Origin of the sequence: Streptomyces sp. NBC_00271 (assembly GCF_036178845.1) — a bacterium.
GTDB lineage: Bacteria > Actinomycetota > Actinomycetes > Streptomycetales > Streptomycetaceae > Streptomyces.
Map to the genome: position 1 here is coordinate 4,672,220 of NZ_CP108070.1, position 21,588 is coordinate 4,693,807.

The 21,588-nt window shown below is 70.6% G+C and carries 16 protein-coding genes; 8 read left to right on the forward strand and 8 right to left on the reverse strand.

Annotation, left to right across the window (positions count from 1 at the left end; all coding sequences use genetic code 11):
• Positions 1–10: 10 nt before the first annotated feature.
• From iolD to iolC, 4 genes are read right to left on the reverse strand one after another with little or no spacing between them, the layout of a single operon-like run.
• Positions 11–1,894 carry a 3D-(3,5/4)-trihydroxycyclohexane-1,2-dione acylhydrolase (decyclizing) gene (gene iolD / locus OG798_RS21625; protein ID WP_097225836.1) on the reverse strand — a complete coding sequence of 628 codons (1,884 nt, stop codon included), beginning with the start codon at positions 1,892–1,894 and terminating at the stop codon, positions 11–13.
• Entirely contained in the window at positions 1,891–2,751 is an 861-nt protein-coding gene (iolB, locus tag OG798_RS21630; RefSeq protein WP_095854556.1) for a 5-deoxy-glucuronate isomerase, read from the reverse strand. Before iolB ends, iolD begins: the two co-directional genes overlap by 4 nt.
• A gap of 7 nt (positions 2,752–2,758) precedes the next feature.
• Complete coding sequence (locus tag OG798_RS21635) at positions 2,759–3,646, reverse strand: Cgl0159 family (beta/alpha)8-fold protein (protein WP_097227608.1); 888 nt, start codon at positions 3,644–3,646, stop codon at positions 2,759–2,761.
• 59 nt (positions 3,647–3,705) lie between these two features.
• Complete coding sequence (gene iolC, locus OG798_RS21640) at positions 3,706–4,656, reverse strand: 5-dehydro-2-deoxygluconokinase (protein ID WP_328757544.1); 951 nt, start codon at positions 4,654–4,656, stop codon at positions 3,706–3,708.
• A gap of 122 nt (positions 4,657–4,778) precedes the next feature.
• Here iolC and OG798_RS21645 point away from each other — a divergent pair, with 122 nt between their 5' ends.
• From OG798_RS21645 to OG798_RS21655, 3 genes are all read left to right on the forward strand, one after another.
• Positions 4,779–5,708, forward strand: a complete 930-nt coding sequence (locus OG798_RS21645) for a sugar phosphate isomerase/epimerase family protein (RefSeq protein WP_328757545.1) — start codon at positions 4,779–4,781, stop codon at positions 5,706–5,708.
• Between the two features lie 202 nt (positions 5,709–5,910).
• On the forward strand, positions 5,911–6,909 hold the full coding sequence (locus OG798_RS21650; protein ID WP_328757546.1) for a helix-turn-helix domain-containing protein: 999 nt from the start codon (positions 5,911–5,913) through the stop codon (positions 6,907–6,909).
• A gap of 390 nt (positions 6,910–7,299) precedes the next feature.
• On the forward strand, positions 7,300–7,497 hold the full coding sequence (locus tag OG798_RS21655) for a helix-turn-helix transcriptional regulator (RefSeq protein WP_054231835.1): 198 nt from the start codon (positions 7,300–7,302) through the stop codon (positions 7,495–7,497).
• Between the two features lie 108 nt (positions 7,498–7,605).
• Here the strand turns inward: OG798_RS21655 and OG798_RS21660 are convergent, their stop codons facing one another.
• Positions 7,606–8,640 carry a zinc-dependent alcohol dehydrogenase family protein gene (locus tag OG798_RS21660; RefSeq protein WP_095854552.1) on the reverse strand — a complete coding sequence of 345 codons (1,035 nt, stop codon included), beginning with the start codon at positions 8,638–8,640 and terminating at the stop codon, positions 7,606–7,608.
• 44 nt (positions 8,641–8,684) lie between these two features.
• Positions 8,685–10,934 carry an MMPL family transporter gene (locus OG798_RS21665; protein ID WP_328757547.1) on the reverse strand — a complete coding sequence of 750 codons (2,250 nt, stop codon included), beginning with the start codon at positions 10,932–10,934 and terminating at the stop codon, positions 8,685–8,687.
• A gap of 452 nt (positions 10,935–11,386) precedes the next feature.
• Between OG798_RS21665 and OG798_RS21670 the strand changes: the two genes are divergently transcribed.
• The 4 genes from OG798_RS21670 (at position 11,387) to OG798_RS21685 (ending at position 15,977) form a co-directional block, all read left to right on the forward strand.
• Positions 11,387–12,115 (forward strand): TetR/AcrR family transcriptional regulator, encoded by a 729-nt coding sequence (locus OG798_RS21670; RefSeq protein ID WP_095854550.1) that lies wholly within the window; start codon positions 11,387–11,389, stop codon positions 12,113–12,115.
• 130 nt (positions 12,116–12,245) lie between these two features.
• Positions 12,246–13,196 (forward strand): PrsW family intramembrane metalloprotease, encoded by a 951-nt coding sequence (locus tag OG798_RS21675; RefSeq protein ID WP_267061855.1) that lies wholly within the window; start codon positions 12,246–12,248, stop codon positions 13,194–13,196.
• Positions 13,197–13,260: 64 nt separating this feature from the next.
• A complete protein-coding gene (locus tag OG798_RS21680) occupies positions 13,261–13,500 on the forward strand; it encodes a heavy-metal-associated domain-containing protein (protein WP_095854548.1) in 240 nt (79 codons plus the stop codon).
• A gap of 182 nt (positions 13,501–13,682) precedes the next feature.
• Positions 13,683–15,977 (forward strand): heavy metal translocating P-type ATPase, encoded by a 2,295-nt coding sequence (locus tag OG798_RS21685; RefSeq protein WP_328757548.1) that lies wholly within the window; start codon positions 13,683–13,685, stop codon positions 15,975–15,977.
• A gap of 581 nt (positions 15,978–16,558) precedes the next feature.
• Here OG798_RS21685 and OG798_RS21690 read toward each other — a convergent pair.
• Both OG798_RS21690 and recD2 read right to left on the reverse strand, forming a co-directional pair.
• Positions 16,559–17,848, reverse strand: a complete 1,290-nt coding sequence (locus OG798_RS21690) for a citrate synthase (RefSeq protein WP_067370471.1) — start codon at positions 17,846–17,848, stop codon at positions 16,559–16,561.
• 427 nt (positions 17,849–18,275) lie between these two features.
• Positions 18,276–20,540 carry an SF1B family DNA helicase RecD2 gene (gene recD2 / locus OG798_RS21695; RefSeq protein WP_328757549.1) on the reverse strand — a complete coding sequence of 755 codons (2,265 nt, stop codon included), beginning with the start codon at positions 20,538–20,540 and terminating at the stop codon, positions 18,276–18,278.
• A gap of 275 nt (positions 20,541–20,815) precedes the next feature.
• Between recD2 and OG798_RS21700 the strand changes: the two genes are divergently transcribed.
• Positions 20,816–21,547: an SDR family oxidoreductase gene (locus OG798_RS21700; protein WP_121416077.1), complete on the forward strand. Its 732-nt coding sequence runs from the start codon at positions 20,816–20,818 to the stop codon at positions 21,545–21,547.
• Positions 21,548–21,588 lie beyond the last annotated feature (41 nt).

Here is a 21,588-nt window from a genome sequence, read left to right on the forward strand (position 1 = left end):
AAAAACTCCTTCACAGATGGCGGCGTCGGGCGGCGACGTGCCGGTCGTACTCCTCACGTGCCTTGACCGCCGACGATCGGGTCGCGGTCTCGGCCACAGGTACATCCCACCAGGCTTGGGCCGGGGGCGCGCCCGACACTGTGTCTGCCGTTTCGGTCTCCACGTAGACACATGTGGGAGTGTCCGCGGCGCGCGCCTCGGCCAGGGCCGCCCGCAGGTCACGGACGGTCTTCGCGCGCAGCACCCGCATACCGAGGCTGGCCGCGTTGGCGGCGAGATCGACGGGCAGCGGCGCCCCCGTGTACGTACGGTCCTCGGAGCGGTAGCGGTAGGCGGTGCCGTACCGCTCGGCGCCCACGGACTCGGAGAGGCCGCCGATGGAGGCGTACCCGTGGTTCTGGAGTATGAGGACCTTGATCGCGACGCCCTCCTGCACGGCGGTGACGATCTCGGTCGGCATCATCAGGTAGGTGCCGTCGCCGACCAGCGCCCACACGGGCCGGTCGGGGGCCGCCATCCGGACGCCGATCGCGGCCGGGATCTCGTAGCCCATGCACGAGTAGCCGTACTCGACGTGGTACTGGTCGCGCGACCGGGCCCGCCACAGTTTGTGCAGGTCACCGGGGAGCGAGCCGGCCGCGTTGATCAGGATGTCGTCCTCGGTGACGAGTTCGTCGAGGACGCCGAGGACCTGCGGCTGGGTGGGCCGGATGTCGATGTCCTCGGCCTCGTACGCCGCGTCGACGCGGTACTCCCAGCGCTCCTTGTCGTCCGTGTACTCGGTGACGTACGCGGGCTCCACGCGGTGTCCGTGCAGCAGCAGCGCCTCGGTGAGGGCTTCGAGGCCGGCCCGCGCGTCCGCGATCAGCGGGATCCCCGACAGCTTGTGACCGTCGTACGGCGCGATGTTGAGGTTCAGGAAGCGGACGTTCGAGGCGGTGAAGAGGGTGCCGGAGGCGGTGGTGAAGTCGGTGTAGCGGGTGCCGACGCCGATCACCAGGTCGGCGGTGCGGGCGAGCTCGTTCGCGGTCGCCGTGCCGGTGTGTCCGACACCGCCGACGTCCTGCGGGTGGTCCCACTTCAGTGATCCCTTGCCCGCCTGTGTGGAGGCGACGGGGATGCGGGTGGTGGCGGCGAGTTCGGCGAGCACGTCCTCGGCGCGGCTGTGGTGGACCCCGCCGCCCGCGACGATCAGCGGGCGCCGGGCCTCGCGGATCGCCGTGACGGCGGCGGCCAGCTCGGAGGCGTCGGCCGCCGGACGACGCACGGTCCAGGTCCGCTCCTGGAAGAACTCCTCCGGCCAGTCGTACGCCTCCGCCTGCACGTCCTGCGGCAGCGCGAGCGTGACGGCGCCGGTCTCGACCGGGTCGGTGAGCACGCGCATGGCCTGCAGGGCGGCGGGGATCAGCGCCTCGGGCCGGGTGACGCGGTCGAAGTACTTCGACACCGGGCGCAGACAGTCGTTGACCGACACATCGCCCGCGTAGGGGACTTCGAGCTGCTGGAGGACCGGGTCGGCGGGGCGGGTCGCGAAGATGTCGCCGGGCAGCAGGAGCACCGGGAGGTGGTTGATCGTCGCGAGCGCGGCGCCGGTGACGAGATTGGTGGCGCCCGGTCCGATGGAGGTGGTCACGGCGTGCGCCGACAGCCGGTTGGACTGGCGTGCGAAGCCGACCGCCGCGTGCACCATCGACTGCTCGTTACGGCCCTGGTGGTAGGGCATCTCGTCGGCGTACTCGATCAGCGCCTGGCCGAGTCCGGCGACGTTGCCGTGACCGAAAATGCCCCAGGTGGCGCCGATCAGCCGCCGCCGCTCGCCGTCCCGCTCCGTGTACTGGGCTGCCAGGAAGCGCACCAGCGCCTGTGCGACCGTCAGCCTCGTCGTTGAGGTCATCGGTATCCCTCTGTGCTCTCTAGATGTCCCGGGTGGAAGCAGATCCGCCACTCCCTCTCCTCGCCCGGTCCGGCCATCACGTTCAGGTAGTACATGGTGTGGCCGGGCTGCGCGATGGAGGGGCCGTGCCATCCGTCGGGGACGAGGACGGCATCGCCGGTGCGGACCTCGGCGAGGACGTCGGATCCGCCCTCGCGCGAAGGGAATACGCGCTGATAGCCGAATCCGTTCGGGCCGTCGATCTCGAAGTAGTAGATCTCCTCCAGCTGCGACTCGACACCGGGCCGGTGCTCGTCGTGCTTGTGCGGTGGATACGAGGACCAGTTGCCGCCGGGGGTGATGACCTCGACGGCGATGAGCTTGTCGCACTCGAAGGCGTCGGCGGAGGCGAAATTGCGCACCTGACGTGCGCAGTCGCCACTGCCTCGGTCTTCGACGGGGACCTCCGGCGCGGGGCCGTAGCGGGCGGGGAGTCGGCGCTCGCACTTCGCTCCTGCCAGGGCGAAGCGGCCTCCCGCGCCGGAGGCGATCTGGGCCCGGGCGTCACGGGGCACGTACGCGAAGTCGGAGACCCCCGCGAACACGCTTTCCCTGCCCAGGATTTGGAACTCTTCGTCCTCTGTGCGCACCGTACAGGCGCCGCCCAGCGGAAGCACGATCCACTCGCTGTCACCGGTGGTGAAGGTGTGGGTGCCGCCCGGGCCGAGGTCGACCACGCGCAGGCTGCTGTGGGTCCAGCCGGCGTACTTGGGGTCGATGTCGACGGCGTACAGCCCGCCGGCGGTGGCGCCCTTGGGCACGTACAAACCGTCGCTCCGGGGCACGTCCGTCGTCGAGTGCGTCCTGGCGTCCGTCATCGGGTCCTCACAGCAGTCCTACGGCGGTGTCCACCGCGGCGGTCACGTCCCCGTCGGCCGGGTAGAGCAGCGAGCGGCCGACGACCAGGCCCTGCACGGTGGGCAGTTGGAGCGCGCCGCGCCACTTCTCGTACGCGCTCTCCTGGTCCTCGCCGACATCCCCGCCGAGCAGTACGGCGGGCAGGGTGGAGGTCTCCATGACCCGGGCCATGTCGTCCGGGTTGTCGGTGACGGGGACCTTCAGCCAGGTGTACGCCGAACTGCCGCCCAGACCACTGGCGATGGCGATGGACTTGATGACGGCCTCGGCGCTCAGGTCGTTGACCAGCCTGCCCCCGGGAGTGCGGCGGCTGAGGAACGGCTCGACGAAGATCGGGAGGTGGCGCTCCGCCATCTCGTCGATCGCGCGGGCGGTGGACTCGAGGGTGTTGAGCGAGCCCGGATCGTCGTAGTCGATGCGCAGCAGCAGCTTGCCCGCGTCGAAGCCGAGCCGTTCGATGTCCTGCGGACGGTGGCCGGTGAAACGGTCGTCCAGCTCGTACGAGGCGCCCTGGAGGCCGCCGCGGTTCATCGAGCCGAGGACCACCTTGTGGTCGAGGGCGCCCAGGAGCAGCAGGTCGTCGAGGATGTCGGCGGTCGCGAGGACGCCGTCGACGCCGGGGCGGGAGAGCGCGAGGCAGAGCCGTTCCAGCAGGTCCGCGCGGTTCGCCATGGCGAACTTGCGGTCGCCGACGGCGAGCGCCCCGCGGGCCGGATGGTCCGCGGCGATGATCATCAACCGCCCGTTGTCGCCCACGAGGGGGCGGCGGGGGCGGCGCGCGGCGGCCTCGGCGACGGCTTCGGGGCGGTGGGCGCGGAGCCGGACGAGCTCCGCCGCGTCGACGGTTCGGGGCAGCGGAGAGGGAGCCGGGGGCAGGACGGGGTCTCCCCCCTCGTGTCCCACGCGTCCCGCCCTCATCGGACCGCTCCCGCCGTGAGCGCGTCCTCGACCTCTTCGGGGGTCGGCATCGCGGAGGAGCACTCCAGCCGGGAGGCGACGATGGCACCGGCCGCGTTGGCGTGCCGCATGATCCGCTCCAGGTCCCAGCCGGCGAGCAGGCCGTGACAGAGGGAACCGCCGAACGCGTCACCGGCGCCGAGGCCGTTGAGGACCGTCACCGGGAGCGGCGGGACCTCGGCCGACGTGCCGTCGCGGTGGACGGCGAGGACGCCCTTGGGGCCCTGTTTGACGACGGCGAGTTCGACGCCCGCCTCGAGGAGGGCCGCGGCCGCCGCGTGCGGTTCGCGGACGCCGGTGGCGATCTCGACCTCGTCGAGGTTGCCGACGGCGACGGTGGTGTGGCGCAGGGCCTCGGCGTAGAACGGGCGGGCGGACTCAGGGTCCTTCCAGAACATGGGCCGCCAATCGAGGTCGAAGACCGTCGTGGCGGACTTGGCGCGGTGGGCGAGCGCGGCGAGCGTCGCCGTCCGGCTGGGCTCCTCGCTCAGGCCGGTCCCGGTCACCCAGAAGATGCGCGCCTCACGGACGGCGTCCAGGTCGAGGTCATGCGCGTCGATCTCCAGGTCCGGGGCCTTGGGCTGCCGGTAGAAGTACAGCGGGAAGTCGTCGGGCGGGAAGATCTCGCAGAACGTCACCGGGGTGGGCAGCCCGGTGACCGGGGTGACCCAGCGGTCGTCCACGCCGAAGCCGCGCAGTGCCTCGTGGAGGTACGCGCCGAAGGGGTCGTCACCGGTGCGCGTGATCACCGCCGTACGCCGTCCGAGCCGGGACGCGGCCACCGCGACGTTCGTCGCCGAGCCGCCCAGGAACTTCCCGAAGGACGTCACCTGCGCCAGCGGGACCCCCGTCTGCAACGGGTAGAGGTCCACACCGATCCGCCCCATGGTGATCAGGTCGTACGCCATCGAGTTCCCTTCGCTTCGGCTCCCCCAAGGTCTAGCGCCGCGCGGGGAGCCCTGTCAACAGTTTGTCCGGACATTCGGACCAGGCCTTGACACCTCCCTCGTGCCGCCCGAAGCTGACGCCCATGACGTCGTTGTCACCGCAGGCATCACCTCAGTCCTCACTGTCCCGCATCCGGATCGGTTCGGCTCCGGACTCCTGGGGCGTCTGGTTCCCCGACGACCCTCAGCAGATCCCCTGGCAGCGCTTCCTCGACGAGGTCTCCCAGTCCGGGTACGAGTGGATCGAGCTGGGCCCCTACGGATATCTGCCCACGGATCCGGCGGTGCTCAAGGAGGAGACCGCGCGGCGCGGGCTCACCGTGTCGGCCGGCACCGTCTTCACCGGGCTGCACCGGGGTCCCGAGGTGTGGGACGCCACCTGGGCGCACGTCTCGGACATCGCCGCGCTCACCCAGGCGATGGGCGCCGAGCACCTCGTCGTCATCCCGGCGTTCTGGCGGGACGACAAGACGGGCGAGGTGCTGGAGGACAGCGCGCTGACGCCGACGCAGTGGCGCAATCTGACCGCTCAGACCGAGCGGCTCGCCCACGAGGTGCGGGAGCGCTACGGGCTGAAGATCGTCGTCCACCCGCACGCGGACACGCACATCGACAGCGAGGAGAACGTCACCCGTTTCCTCGACGCGACCGACTCCTCCCTGGTGTCGCTGTGCCTGGACACCGGCCACTACGCGTACTGCGGCGGCGACAGCGTCAAGCTCATCGAGACCTACGGGGAGCGCATCGGCTACCTCCACCTCAAGCAGGTGGATCCGCTGGTCCTGGCCGAAGTGCGGGCGGACGAGGTCCCGTTCGGGCCCGCGGTGGCCAAGGGCGTGATGTGCGAGCCGCCGTCCGGCGTACCGGCGCTCGAGCCCGTCCTCGCCGCCGCCCAGAAGCTCGACGTCGAACTCTTCGCCATCGTCGAGCAGGACATGTACCCGTGCCCGCCGGACAAGCCGCTGCCGATCGCCCAGCGCACCCGGGCGTTCCTGAGGTCCTGCGGAGCGTGACCGCTTCACCGCGACCGCTTCACCATGACCGCTTCAACATGACCGCTTCACCATGACCGCTTCATAGTGTCCCGCGGAGCCTGACCCTCCGCGGGGGCCCGTGGGGCCCGTCGAGTGCCCGGGGCTCGGCGGGCCTTCCGGCGTCGTCGTGCCGCGTTGCACCATGGGTGTTCCCCGGGTGCGGGCGGCGGCGGGAGGGCCGATGGTGACACGAATCGTCTCGCGGGCGGGGCACGGTCCCGGCGGTGTCTGGGAGACAGCCCTCGCACGGCCGCATCCACGACTGCGGCCCGGGGTGATCAGCTACCGCGGGATCCGGCTCGCGCTCGACCGGCCGCGCCGCAGGCTGGAGGCGCCGATCGGCGCGGCGACCCTGTTGCTGGGCTTCGAACAGCCCCTGCGCATCTCACGCGTGGGCCGTCCCCCCGTCACCCTCAGGTCGGTGTTCTCGGGACCGGCCACCACCGCGGCCGTCGGCGAACACGACGGACGGCTGGCGGGCATCGAGGTGCTGCTCGCCCCCTGGGCCGCGTTCACACTCTTCGGCACACCGCAGTACGAACTCGCCGACCAGACCCTGGATCCCGACGAGCTCCCGCATGGACTGGGCTCGCGGGACGCGGGCCCGGGCGGGCGTCGGCTGCGGAGCGTCGGTGAACTCTCCGCCGCGCTGGCCGCGTTGCCGGGATGGCCGGAACGCTTCGAACTGCTGGACGACGTCCTCGTGCGCTGGCGCTCGGCGGGGACGCCCGGTTCGGCACGGGTGGTGCGGGCGTGGGCGCAGCTGCAACGGACCTGGGGTGCGATGCCGGTGGCCCGGCTCGCCGAGGACGTCGGCTGGAGCGTACGGCAGTTGGAGAATCGTTTCCGGGAGCAGATCGGGCTCGGCCCCAAGGCGGCGGCCCGGGTGCTGCGCCTGGAACGGGCCCGCCGGCTGCTCGCCGCGGGACGCTCACAGGCGGAGACGGCGGCGACCTGCGGGTTCTACGACCAGGCCCACCTCAGCGGCGAGTTCCGGGCGATGACGGGATGCACACCGCGGGAGTTCACGGCGGCCCGCGGAGCTCAGCCGGTTCCACGGCCCGGTCCGCCGGGGGCCGACCGGATGGCCGGGGAGGCGACCAGCCTGGTGCTCTCCCCCGACCGGAGCGATCAAAGTGACCGGGGTGCGATTTTTTCCAAGACCGGTGGGCTCCGTTGATTGCAGGATGAACTTCCGGCGGCTGATCCGACGGGGGGATGCGGACGGCCTCCGAGGGGGATGCGGGGAGCTGGTGGGCCGGACCTGGAGTGGGTCCGGCCCACCGCTCACGTACGCACGACGTACCCGGCCTGCCACCGGCCCCCGTCGCGCATACGTCTCGACGGTCCCCTCGGCGCGAAATGCGTCACGCGTGTCACAAAAACCACCGCCCTGTCACACATGTCGCGCGTACGCGGTTCTTGCGTCACACCTGGCCAACAGGCCCTGCCCTGGGGTCACTCTGTGTCGTTCAACGAGCGCAGGCTTTGTGATCGCCAGCGCAGCGCCCGGCTCCCCCGACGGCCACCCCCCGGCCGCCGCCGCGACGCGCGCAGGGAGGTGCCACTCATGACCGACCGTAGGCTCTGGTCGTACAAGGAGATCGCGGCGCACATCAAGGTGCAGCCGGACACCGTGCGGTCGTACCGCAAGCACGGACTGCTGCCGCCGCCCGACCACGTGGAGAGCGGGAAGCCCTACTGGTACGCGGACACCGTCCGCGCCTGGGTCGCCTCCCGCCCCGGAAACCGCGGTCGAAGAGACTGACCACGGGCCCCGCCCCGCTCGCCACACCCACTCACGGTGCCCACGCGCTGTGCCCACGCGCCGTGCCCCGCCCCTCGCCCGGGTGCGGGGCACCGCCCCTGTCCGGGTTCAGCTCCACGGCTCGATGACCGTCACCCCCGCCCCCGGCGCCGTCCCCATCGCCGCCAGGGCCGCAGGGACCGCGTCCAGCGGGATGGTGGAGGTGACCAGGAGGTCGGGGCGGAGCACCCCGGCGCGGACCAGTTCGAGCATGCGGGGGTAGGCGTGTGCCTGCATGCCGTGGCTGCCCAGGAGTTCGAGTTCGAGGCCGATCACCCGGGCCATCGGAACCGCGGGGTCCTCGGGCAGCAGACCGACCTGCACGTGGCGCCCCCGGCGGCGCAGACCGTTCACCGAGGCCGCGCAGGTGACCGGGGAGCCGAGCGCGTCGAGGGAGAGATGGGCACCGCCGCCGGTCAACTCCCGGACCGCCGCCGCCGTGTCCCCGACCCGCGAGGCGTCCACGACCTCCACCGCGCCGAACTTCCGTGCCAGGTCCAGGGCCTGGGGTGAGAGGTCCACGGCCACAACCCGCGCCCCGGCCGCCACCGCGATCATCACCGCCGACAGTCCCACGCCTCCGCAGCCGTGCACCGCGACCCACTCCCCCGCCGCCACCCGGCCCTGCGCGACCACCGCGCGGAACGCCGTGGCGAACCGGCAGCCCAGCGACGCCGCCGTAGCGAAGGACAGCTCGTCCGGCACCGCCACCAGGTTCACCTCGGCGTGGTCGAGTGCCACGTACTGGGCGAAGGAACCCCAGTGGGTGAAGCCCGGCTGGGTCTGCCGCTCGCACACCTGCTGGTCACCCGCCGCGCAGGAGGGACACGTCCCGCAGGCGCAGACGAACGGGACGGTGACCCGGTCGCCGGGGCGCCAGCCGGTCACCCGCGCACCGACCGCCTCGACGGTCCCCGCGAGTTCGTGGCCCGGCACATGCGGCAGTGTGATGTCCGGGTCGTGCCCCATCCAGCCGTGCCAGTCGCTGCGGCACAGCCCGGTGGCCTCGACCCGCACCACCACCCCGTGCTCCGCGGGCACCGGGTCCGCCACCTCGCGCACCTCGGCCGGCTCCTCGTACCGCTCGAACACCACTGCCCGCATCCGTCTCGCCCCTCCGCCCGAAGATCACCCTTGCGGGGCGAACGCTATCCGCGCGCCTCGACCTTGTCCCGCTCCCGGTCGTCCTCCTTGGTGTCCTCCCGATCGTCGTCCCTGTCGTGCTCCCGGTCGTCCGCCTGTCGGGTGCCGTCCCGCTCCGCCTCGCCCTCGCTCAGTCCGAACCGGTCGTGGAAGCGCCGCAGCGGCCCCGGTGCCCACCAGGTCGCGCGGCCCGTGAGGCGCATGACCGCCGGGACCAGCAGGCTGCGGACGACCATCGCGTCCATCAGCACGGCGAGCGCGATGCCCAGGCCGAGCATCTTGGTGTTGGTCACACGTGAGGTGCCGATCGCGACCATCACCACGGCGAGGATGACCGCGGCCGCGGTGATGAGTCCGCCGGTGCGCTGGAGGCCGAAGCGGACCGCCTCCCGGTGGTCGCCCGTGTGGTCGTACTCCTCCTTTATTCGGGAGAGCAGGAAGACTCCGTAGTCCATGGAGAGGCCGAAGGCGACGCAGAACATGAGGACGGGGAGCGTCGTCTCTATCGATCCCGGGCTGGTGAAGCCGAGCAGGCCCGACAGATGGCCGTCCTGGAAGACCCAGACCACTGCGCCGAACATCGCCGTCAGGCTGAGCGCGTTGAGCAGCACCGCCTGGATCGGGATCAGCACGCTGCCGGTGAGGAGGAAGACCAGGAGCAGGGTGACGATCGCTATGAAGGCCGCCGCCCAGGGGAGCCGGTCGGCTATCGCGTGCTTGGAGTCGACCAGGACCGCCGCGGTGCCGGTCACCGACGTGTCGAACGGGGCCTGTGTCGCTCGCAGTTCGCGCACCAGCCGCTGGGCTCCGTCGCCGACGGCCTCACCCTTCGGCAGCACCGTGAAGTAGGCCGAGTCGCCCTGCGCCAGGGGTCCGTCCACCCGCAGCACCTCGGGCAGCGCGGCGATCCGGTCCTTGTAGGCCGTGTACTGGGCCTCGGTCGCCCGGCCCTCCGCGAGCACCTCCAGGGCACCACCGGGGCTGCCCGGGAAGCCGTCCCGTATGTGCTGCTGGACGACGTGGGACTCGGCGCCCGAGGGCAGCTGGCGGTCGTCCGCGGTGCCGAACTTCACGCCCAGGAAGGGCAGTCCGAGCACGATCAGCCCGACGGTGGTGGCGACGGCGAAGACCGGCGCCCTGCGCATGACGAGGGAGGCCATGCGTCCCCAGGCGGCCCCGTCCGCGCTCGCCGGCGGCCGTCCGCGCCGGAACAGGCGGCGCAGATCCAGCGCGTTCACCCGGTGGCCGAGCAGCACCAGCGCCGCCGGGAGCAGGACCAGGGCGGCAGCCGCGGCCAGCAGCACCACGGCGATGCCCGCGTAGGCGAAGGAGCGCAGGAAGTACTGCGGGAAGAGCAGCATCGCGGCCAGGGAGACGGCGACCGTGAGGGAGGAGAACAGGACCGTGCGGCCCGCGGTGCGCAGGGTCGTGGCGATGGCCGCAATGGCGTCTTCCCTGCTCGAACGCGCGGGAGAGCTCGGGGAAGGCGCCGCGCCCTTGGCCAGTTCCTCGCGGAATCTGCGGACGATGAACAGGGCGTAGTCGATGGCGAGGCCGAGTCCCAGGGCCGTGGTGAGGTTCATCGCGAAGACCGAGACGTCGGTGAACTCGGTGAGGCCGCGCAGTACCGCGTTCGTGCCCAGGATCGCGACGATGCCCACGCCGAGCGGCAGCAGGGCCGCGATCGCGCTGCCGAAGACCATCACCAGCAGCACGAGGGTCACCGGCAGGGCGATCATCTCGGCCCGGGTCAGGTCCTCGCGGATGGTCGTCTGCATCTCGTGCTGCACCGCGACCGGGCCGCCGACCCTGACCTCGATGGGCCCGTGCTTCCCTCGGTAGGAGGGCGCCAGGCGGTCCAGGGTCTCGCTCGTCGTCTTCTCGTCGCCCGTGATCCGCGCGGCGATCAGCGCCTCGTGGCCGTCCTTCGCCTTCAGCGCCGGTGCGCCCGACGACCAGTACGAACCGACCCCCGTGACGCCCCGCTCGCCGGCGAGCCGTGCCGCGAGCCGCTTCGCCTCGGCCGCGACCGAGGGAGCATCGACCGTGGCACGCCCCGAGTCGACCAGGAGCAGCAGATTGGGCTGCGAGGCGGGGAACTCCCGCTCCAGCGCCTTGGTCGCGTACGTCGACTCGGCGGTCGGGTCCTGCCAGCCGCCGCTGCCCAGCCGGTCGGCGACCCCACTGCCGGCGACCACGGCGAGCGCGGTGAGCAGCAGCGCGACGAACAGGGAGAGCCGGGGGCGCGCGGTCACGAACCGGGTCCAGCCACCGACCCGGACACCGCGACCGGTTCGCGGGCCACCGCCCACCCGTCGACCGTCACTCACTCCTCGGCCGTTACTCACCCCTCGGCCGCCACCCGCCCGCGGACCGCTCTTCCCCGGCGGACTTCCGCTCTCCGGCGGGCCTCCGCCCACCTGCGGCTCGTCGCCCGCGCTCGCGTCGACGCTCGCGCCCCTCCCGCGCCCCGCGCCGCTCCCGTGGCCGTCATCCGCGCTGTTGACTTCGGTCATCGTGCGGTGTCCCCTTCACCGTGACCCCTTGTCCGCGCGGCGGCGTCCGTCCAACCATCCGGTCGTGTGCGCAGGTGGCAGGGGTCGACCATTGCCATAGAATGGCAAACACGAGAGATCGCTCGCGTTTCACTAGAATGCGAGCGACCGCTCGTGTTTGTCAATCACGTTCGGAGAGCTGGGGATAACTCGTGCCCGACAAGCCCGAGACGCAGCGGACCGCCGACGCGCAAACCGTCGACAGACAGACCGCCGACGAGCGGCCCCGCCGACGGCAGGCCCGCGGCGAGCGCAGGATCGCCCAGCTGCTGGAGGCCGCCGCCTCCGTCTTCTGCACCACGGGCTACACCGCCGCCAGCACCAACGCCATCGCCCGTGAGGCGGGCGTCTCACCGGGCACGCTGTACCAGTTCTTCCCGAACAAAGAGGCCATCGCGATCGAGCTGGGCGACCGGCTCATGCACGAGATGCGCGACACGTACGGCGAGGCACTGGCCCCGGTCGACCCCACGACCCCACTGGAGGAGGCCGTGGGCGCCGCGGTCGACCGGTTCATCGCCTTCAACTGCGATCACCCCGTGTTCTTCGCACTGATGCACGGCCCCGACATCCCGGGCCGGATCGCCGAGGAGCACGACGCCCTGCACGCGACCCTGATCTCGCGGATAGAGGGGCTCCTCTCCTCCCTCATGCCCAACGCGCCCACCACCGAGGTCACGCGCGTCGCGCACGTGTGCCTGGGCATCTACAAGGCCGGCCTGGAGCTGGTCCTCTCGAACCAGGGAGCCGAGCGCGAGGCGTACATCCGAGAGTTGAAGGACGTCCTGCTCCGCTACCTGGAGCCGCTGATCCGCGACAGGACACTCACCCCGGCGAACCTCACCGGCGAGCCCGCGGAGTTCACGGCCCCAACCCCCTGACCACACACGGCGACCCGGCCGTCGAGCGCGGCCGCTCGCGCCCCGGTCGCGGCGGAGTACCCCATACTGCGACATAGCGGACATGTGCCATAAGGTTCGGATAAATCAGACCGAGCCCAAGGGGCAAGCCGTGACCCAGAATCAGCCGCCCGGCGCGCCCCGGGCCCGCATTCCCGGACCCCAGCAGCCCCCGCCGTCGTACCCCCAGATCCGCACCGGACTGTGGCGACGCTGTCTGGGCGGCGGGCTCGCGCTCTGGACGCTGACTGCGATCGTCACGTACACGACGAGGAACAGCACGCTGCTGCCCACCCTGATCCTGCTCGGCAGTTTCCTGGTGCCCGTCGTCTTCACGCTCTGGGCGTACGAGCGCCACGGCCGCGACCTCGGCGTCCAGGTGATCCTCGGCTGCCTCCTGACCGGCGGGACCCTCGGGGTGCTGGGCACGTCGGTGATGGAGAACCACCTGCTCCACCCCTCGCTGTCGAGGTGCGTCGGCGTCGGACTGGTCGAGGAGGCGGCGAAGCTGACCGCGCTGACGTTCGTCCTGCGCCGCCACCCCCGGCTCCGGGGACTGCGGGCCGGCCTCGTGCTCGGCGCGAGCGTCGGCTTCGGCTTCGCGGCGCTGGAGAGCGCGGGGTACGCGTTCCACGCCGCCGTCTCCCTCAAGGGACTGGATCTGCGCGCACTGCTGGAGACGGAGATCCTGCGCGGGGTTCTCACCCCCTTCGGGCACGGCCTGTGGACGGCGATCACGGGAGCGGTGCTGCTCACGTACCGCCACCCACACGGGCGCTTCCAGTACGCCGGCCCGGTGGTGGGCACCTACGTCGGCGTTTCGCTGCTGCACGCCCTGTGGGACTCGACACATGGCATCGCGCTCTGGCTGGTCGCGCGGCTGACCACGACGGGGCTCGACCGGACGCTGTTCGGGCTGGGGTATCTGCAGGGGCCCACCGACGAGCAGAAACATCTCTTCACGCTGTTCTCGGTGGGTGGCCTGATCATCGTGGCGCTCGCGGGGGTCGGCTGGGTGCGTTCGCTGACGCGCCGCGACTTTGCTTGGAGAAATACCCCCTAGGGGTATAGTGTTGGTCACCTGAGCAAGTCACCCGAACCCCACACGCCTCGACGAGGAGTACGCCATGACGACGCAGACCGACATCCCGGGTTCTGTCACGACCGTCTACCAGGTGAGCGGAATGAGCTGCGGGCACTGTGAGGGCTCCGTCTCCGGCGAGATCTCCGAGATCCCCGGGGTCACCTCGGTGAAGGCCGTCGCCGCCACCGGCGAGGTGACCGTGGTCTCCGCGGCGCCGCTCGACGAGGAGGCCGTGCGCGCCGCCGTCGACGAGGCGGGCTTCGAGCTCGCCGGCAAGGCCTGAGTCACCGGCCTCGCACTCAGCAGTCGCTCCCCCGCGCCTTCCAGTTCCCCGTATCACGCCCATCACCCGTACCACCCGTTCGCCCCGCACCACCCAGCACTTCACGCAGCTCTCCACACCGGGCCGTACCGACCAGCTGATACTGGCTCCGTACGGCCCGGCTCATTCCCTGGAGCCCGACCATGACCACCGCAGCACCCGAGCCGGCCATAGCCGAGACGGCCCAGACCACCCCGGCCACCGCGACAGCCGCGCCGTCGGAGGTGGAGCTCACCATCGGCGGAATGACCTGCGCCTCCTGCGCGGCCCGCGTCGAGAAGAAGCTCAACCGCATGGACGGCGTCACCGCCACGGTCAACTTCGCGACGGAGAAGGCGAAGGTCTCGTACCCGGTGGGGGTACAGGTCGCCGACCTCGTCGCCACCGTCGTGAAGACGGGATACACGGCAGAGGAACCCCCGCCGCCGCGCCTCGAAACGCCGGAACGGGCCACCGACGCCGCCGGCGCCGACGAGGACCCCGAACTCGCCTCCCTGCGCCAACGGCTCGTCATGTCGGCCCTGCTCGCCCTCCCCGTCGTCCTGATGTCGATGGTCCCGGCGCTGCAGTTCGACAACTGGCAGTGGCTCTCGCTGACCCTCGCCGCACCCGTCGTGGTCTGGGGCGCGCTGCCCTTCCACCGGGCCGCGTTCACCAACGCGCGGCACGGCGCGGCCACCATGGACACCCTCGTCTCCGTCGGCACGCTCGCAGCGTTCGGCTGGTCCCTGTGGGCGCTGTTCTGGGGGCACGCGGGCATGCCGGGCATGCGGCACGGCTTCGACCTCACCGTCTCGCGTACGGAGGGGTCGTCGACGATCTATCTGGAGGTCGCCGCGGGTGTCGTCGCGTTCATCCTGCTGGGCCGCTATCTGGAGGCCCGCTCCAAGCGGCAGGCCGGAGCCGCGCTGCGGGCGCTGATGGAGCTGGGTGCCAAGGACGTCGCGGTGCTGCGGGACGGCCGTGAGGTCCGTATCCCGGTCGCGCGGATGGCGACGGGCGACCGCTTCGTCGTACGGCCCGGCGAGAAGATCGCCACCGACGGGACGGTGGTGGAGGGTTCCTCCGCCGTCGACGCCGCCATGCTGACGGGCGAGTCGGTGCCGGTGGACGTGACGGTGGGTTCCGGCGTCACCGGCGCGACCGTGAACGCCGGCGGACGGCTCGTCGTCGAGGCGACCCGGGTCGGCGCCGACACCCAACTCGCACGGATGGCCCGACTCGTCGAGGACGCGCAGAACGGCAAGGCCGAGGTGCAGCGCCTCGCCGACCGGATCTCCGGGATCTTCGTGCCGGTGGTGCTGGCGATCGCGCTCGGCACCTTCGGGGTGTGGCTCGGTGTCACCGGCGACACGGTCGCCGCCTTCACCGCGGCCGTCGCGGTGCTGATCATCGCCTGCCCCTGCGCCCTCGGCCTCGCGACCCCGACCGCCCTGATGGTCGGCACGGGCCGCGGCGCCCAACTCGGCATCCTCATCAAGGGCCCCGAGGTCCTGGAGTCCACGCGCCGCGTCGACACGGTCGTCCTGGACAAGACCGGCACGGTGACGACGGGACGGATGACACTGCGGGAGGTGTACGTCGTCGCCGACACCGACGAGAAGGAGCTCCTGCGGCTCGCAGGCGCCCTGGAGCACGCCTCCGAGCATCCGGTGGCCCGGGCGATCGCCGCGGGCGCCCAGGAGCGGACTGGCGCCCTTCCTCCGGTGGAGCACTTCGAGAACGTCCCCGGGCTCGGCGTACGCGGGCGCGTGGAAGGTCACGACGTCCAGGTGGGACGGCTCCACGAAGGCGAGCTCCCGGAGGCGCTGGCCCGCGCCAAGGCCGAGGCGCAGACGGAGGGACGTACGGCCGTCGTGGTCACCCGGGACGGGGTGGCACTCGGTGTCGTCACCGTCGCCGACGCGATCAAGGAGACCAGCGCCGAGGCGGTGCGCGCACTGCGCGGCCTGGGGCTCACACCGGTCCTGCTCACCGGGGACAACCGGGCGGTCGCCCGGTCCGTGGCGCATGCCGTCGGCATCGACCCCGGGGATGTGATCGCCGAGGTGTTGCCCGAGGACAAGGTCGCCGTCGTCAAGCGCCTCCAGAGCGAGGGGCGGACCGTGGCGATGGTCGGCGACGGGGTGAACGACGCGGCGGCCCTCGCCACCGCCGACCTCGGCCTCGCGATGGGGACGGGCACGGACGCGGCGATCGAGGCGAGCGACCTGACGCTGGTCCGGGGGGATCTGCGGGTGGCGGCGGACGCGATCCGGCTGTCACGCAAGACCCTGTCCACGATCAAGGGGAACCTGGTGTGGGCGTTCGGATACAACGTGGCGGCGCTGCCGCTCGCCGCGGCCGGACTCCTCAACCCGATGATCGCGGGGGCCGCGATGGCCTTCTCGTCGGTGTTCGTGGTGACGAACAGCCTTCGACTCAGGACATTCTCATGACGACGGAGTAGGAGTCCCCCTAGAGTCCAACGGGAGCCTCACATAAGCTCTTCACAAGGCTCGCGCATCTTCCTTACGCTTGGGTCTCGAATTGCCATATCAGTCTCTTGCGCATCTTCAGGACATACGCAAGAGACGCAGATCACAGTGATGCGAACGTAACCATCGAAGGGGTTCGTGAGTCTAAGTTGGCGATGCCGGAGACGTCTTGGGGGGCGTCTCTGACATCTGGGGATGTCTTGGGGGACGTTCCCGGAACTGCGTTGCCGGGGCACGTGCAGCGGGGAGCTTTGAGCGGCCCTCCCGTCGGTACGGGTCCCGGCAGACCGCACCCCAGCAGTACATAAGCACCGCAGTAGTACAGAGAGTTTTGCTCGTTTTGCTCCCGGCCGGTCCGGTCAGCCCGGCCGGCCGGGAGCAACGCGTCAGCACGCTCGTAGCGATTCAGGCGCTGTCCCACAGACGCCCGGCCGGATCCCGTGGGGGGAATCCGCACCGGGACAAGGAAAGCGCCCTGACTGCCGGCCCGTGGGGGGACCGGTAGCAGGGCGCTTTCCGTTTTTCTTGCGAGTGACCTGGGCCTAGCGGGCCTCGACCGGGACGAAGTCGCGCAGGACCTCGCCCGTGTAGATCTGGCGCGGGCGGCCGATGCGGGAGCCGGGCTCCTTGATCATCTCGTGCCACTGGGCGATCCAGCCCGGGAGGCGGCCGAGGGCGAACAGGACCGTGAACATCTCGGTCGGGAAGCCCATGGCGCGGTAGATCAGACCGGTGTAGAAGTCCACGTTCGGGTAGAGGCTGCGCGAGACGAAGTAGTCGTCGGAGAGCGCGTGCTCCTCCAGCTTGAGCGCGATGTCCAGCAGCTCGTCGGACTTGCCGAGCGCCGAGAGGACATCGTGGGCCGCCGCCTTGATGATCTTCGCCCGGGGGTCGAAGTTCTTGTAGACGCGGTGGCCGAAGCCCATCAGACGGACGCCGTCCTCCTTGTTCTTCACCTTGCGGATGAAGGAGTCGACGTCGCCGCCGGAGGCCTGGATGCCCTCCAGCATCTCCAGCACGGACTGGTTGGCGCCACCGTGCAGGGGGCCCCACAGCGCGCTGATGCCCGCGGAGATCGACGCGAACATGTTCGCCTGCGACGAGCCCACCAGACGCACGGTGGAGGTCGAACAGTTCTGCTCGTGGTCGGCGTGCAGGATGAGCAGCTTGTCGAGCGCGGCGACGACGACCGGGTCGAGCTCGTAGTCCTGCGCGGGGACCGAGAAGGTCATGCGCAGGAAGTTCTCGACGTACCCGAGGTCGTTGCGCGGGTAGACGAAGGGGTGACCGATCGACTTCTTGTAGGCGTACGCCGCGATCGTCGGAAGCTTGGCGAGAAGGCGGATCGTCGAAAGGTGACGCTGCTTCTCGTCGAACGGGTTGTGGCTGTCCTGGTAGAACGTCGACAGGGCACTGACCACCGACGACAGCATCGCCATCGGGTGGGCGTCGCGCGGGAAGCCCTGGAAGAAGCGCTTGACGTCCTCGTGCAGCAGGGTGTGCTGCGTGATCTCGTTCTTGAAGGTGGAGAGCTCGTCCACGTTCGGCAGCTCACCGTTGATCAGCAGAGAGGCCACCTCAAGGAAGGTGGAGCGCTCGGCCAGCTGCTCGATCGGGTAGCCGCGGTACCGGAGGATGCCCTGCTCACCGTCGAGGTAGGTGATCGCGGATTTATACGCGGCGGTGTTGCCGTACCCGCTGTCCAGCGTCACCAGCCCGGTCTGGGCGCGGAGCTTCCCGATGTCGAAGCCCTTGTCGCCGACGGTGCTGTCGATCACCGGGTAGGTGTACTCGCCATCGCCGTACCGCAGTACTACAGAGTTGTCGCTCACGTCATCCCTCACCGACGTTGTGCCTCTTCTTCGAGGTGCCCTGACTGTCTCTACCATCCCCCATTTGGCCCTGGAGAGTGCACTCGGGGTCGACCATTGGGCCTATCGGCGGCACTCAGTGCCGCCAACCTGCTCATCCTGCCCCCCTTCGCCCTGGTTCCGGAAGTGCTGTGTGACCTTTGCGACTCGTTTGATCGATCATTTTTCGTGATGCCTGGGGCGGGGGTGGGGCGGCGTGGTCGCTCAGTGGCCGTTCAGCGGTGCCGCGCAGGGTCTCTCGCCCCCGCCGCCCCTACCCATTCCCATCTCCCGGGGCTCCGCCCCGGACCCCGTGGGGAGCCTCATTCGACTGCGGGTGGGTGGGGGCCGGTCGCGCCGTTCCCCGCGCCCCTGAAGGGGCGCTGCCCCTCGCGGTGGCCCGGGGCCCTCACGTGGTGAGGCGGTGGTCGAGGGATGTGTGGCGGCGGCCTGCCGACACCGTGCGGACCGCCTGGCCGATCGCCTTGCGGGAGCCGACCAGGACGACGAGCTTCTTGGCCCGGGTGACCGCCGTGTAGAGCAGATTGCGCTGGAGCATCATCCACGCGCCGGTGGTGACCGGAATCACCACCGCGGGGTACTCACTGCCCTGGGAGCGGTGGATCGTCACCGCGTACGCGTGGGCCAACTCGTCGAGTTCGTCGAAGTCGTAGGGAACCTCCTCGTCCTCGTCCGTCAGCACCGTCAGACGCTGCTCCTCGGAGTCGAGCGAAGTGACCACGCCCACGGTGCCATTGAAGACGCCGTTCTCCCCTTTTTCGTAGTTGTTGCGGATTTGGGTCACCTTGTCGCCGACCCGGAAGACCCGGCCACCGAAGCGCTTTTCGGGGAGGTCGGGGCGGCCCGGCGTGATCGCCTGCTGCAACAGGCCGTTGAGGGTGCCCGCGCCCGCCGGGCCCCGGTGCATGGGCGCCAGCACCTGGATGTCCCGGCGCGGGTCGAGCCCGAACTTGGCGGGAATCCGCCGTGCCGCCACATCCACGGTGAGCCGCCCTGCCTCCTCGGTCTCGTCCTCGACGAAGAGGAAGAAGTCCTTCATGCCGTCGGTGACGGGGTGCTGCCCGGAGTTGATCCGGTGCGCGTTCGTCACCACTCCGGACTGCTGGGCCTGGCGGAAGACCTGGGTCAGACGGACGGAGGGGATGGGGCTGCGGTCGACGAGCAGGTCGCGCAGGACCTCGCCGGCGCCGACGCTGGGGAGTTGGTCGACGTCCCCGACGAACAGCAGGTGGGCGCCCGGCGGCACCGCCTTGACCAGCTTGTTGGCGAGCAGGAGGTCGAGCATGGAGGCCTCGTCCACGACCACCAGGTCGGCGTCCAGCGGCCGGTCCTTGTCGTACGCCGCGTCCCCGCCCGGCTTGAGCTCCAGCAGCCGGTGCACGGTGGAGGCGTCCGCTCCGGTCAGCTCGGCGAGTCGCTTGGCGGCACGGCCCGTCGGCGCCGCGAGCACCACCTTCGCCCGCCTGGCGCGCGCCAGCTCCACGATCGAGCGGACCGTGAACGACTTGCCGCAGCCGGGGCCCCCGGTGAGCACCGCGACCTTCTTGGTGAGCGCCAGCCGGACGGCCTCCTCCTGCCCGGGTGCCAACTCCACGCCCGTACGCCCCTTCAGCCAGGTCAGTGCCTTGTCCCAGGCCACGTCGTGGAAACCGGGCATCCGGTCCTCGGTGGTGCGCAGGAGGCGCAACAGCTGGGCCGAGAGGGAGAGTTCGGCGCGGTGGAAGGGGACCAGATAGACGGCCGTGACCGTGTCCGGGCCGCCGTCGGGACCGGGGACCTTCTCGCGTACGACGCCCGGCTCCCGTACGCCACCGGGCTCGTCGTCGTCCTCGGTCGGCTCCGCCAGTTCCGCCAGGCATTCGATGACCAGGCCCGTGTCCACCTGGAGCAGCTTCACCGCGTCGGCGATCAGCTGCTCCTCGGGGAGGAAGCAGTGGCCCTGGTCGGCGGACTGCGACAGGGCGTACTGGAGGCCCGCCTTGACGCGCTCGGGGCTGTCGTGCGGGATGCCGACGGACTGGGCGATCTTGTCCGCGGTGAGGAAGCCGATGCCCCAGACGTCGGCGGCCAGGCGGTAGGGCTGGTTCTTGACGACCGAGATCGACGCGTCGCCGTACTTCTTGTAGATGCGCACCGCGATCGACGTCGACACCTCGACGGTCTGGAGGAAAAGCATGACCTCCTTGATCGCCTTCTGCTCCTCCCAGGCGTCGGCGATCTTCTTGGTGCGCTTGGGGCCGAGGCCGGGGACCTCGATGAGGCGCTTCGGCTCCTCCTCGATGATCTGGAGCGTGTCCAGCCCGAAGTGCCGGGTGATGCGGTCGGCGAAGATCGGGCCGATGCCCTTGACCAGGCCGGAGCCGAGGTAGCGGCGGATGCCCTGGACGGTGGCGGGCAGGACGGTCGTGTAGTTCTCCACCGTGAACTGCTTGCCGTACTGCGGGTGGGAGCCCCACCGGCCCTCCATCCGGAGCGACTCGCCCACCTGGGCGCCGAGGAGCGCGCCCACGACGGTGAGCAGATCGCCGGCGCCGCGGCCGGTGTCCACCCTCGCGACCGTGTACCCGTTCTCCTCGTTGGCGTATGTGATCCGCTCGAGCACGCCCTCGACAACCGCCAGTTGCACCTGCCGGTTCTCCGCCTGATTGGACATGATCCGAAGGTACCCGTGCCGACTGACAGCCGGGGCGCCGCTGCGGACAGCGGCGGAGAGCAGCGGACGGCGGCGGGCGGAGCTGCACCTCGGTGCCGTTCAGCCGGCCACTGATGCCGGCCAGTGCGCCACCCGCCTCGCCCTGGACCGACTGGACGAGCCCGGCGCCGGTTCTTCCACCGAAGTCAGCACGACACAGCAGCGCCCCACAGTTACATAAGGTTCATAACGGACAATGATCGACGAGTGTCAACGGCTGAAGGGCAGGGCGTCTCATGAAGTTCGCAGTCATCGGCGGGACCGGGCTGATCGGGTCACAGGTCGTGCGGGACCTGAACGCGGCCGGACACGAGGCGGTGCCGCACTCGCTGTCCACCGGGGTCGACGTCCTCACCGGTCAGGGCGTGGACGCGGCGCTGGCCGGCGCCGACGTGGTCGTCAACCTGACCAACTCCCCCACCTTCGACGACGCCTCCGCCGCGTTCTTCCGGACCTCGATGGACCACCTCCTGGCCGCGGCCCAGCGGGCGGGCGTCGGACACTTCGTCATCCTGTCCATCGTCGGCACCGACCAGGTGCCGGAGCTCGACTACTACCGCGCCAAGACCCTCCAGGAAGACATCCTCAAGGCCGGCCCCGTCCCGTACTCCATCGTCCGGGCCACCCAGTTCATGGAGTTCGTCGACGCCGTCATGTCCTGGACCACCGAGGGCGACACCGTCCGCCTGCCCCGCACCCCCATCCAGCCGATCGCCGCGGCGGACGTCGCGGCGACCGTCGCCGAGGTCGCGGCCGGATCGCCCCTGGGCGGCACCCTCGAGGTCGGCGGACCCGACACCTATCCGCTGGACGAACTGGGTCGGATCACCCTCGACTTCAAGGGTGACGAACGCTCGGTGACCGTCGACGACACCGCCGGCATGTTCGCCGCGGCCCACGGCGACGTCCTCACCACCAAGACGGGCGCCCGCATCGCCCCCACGCACTACACCGACTGGCTGAAGTAGCCCCACAGGAGCACCCGCGATCCGCAAGGGGCGGGTGCTCC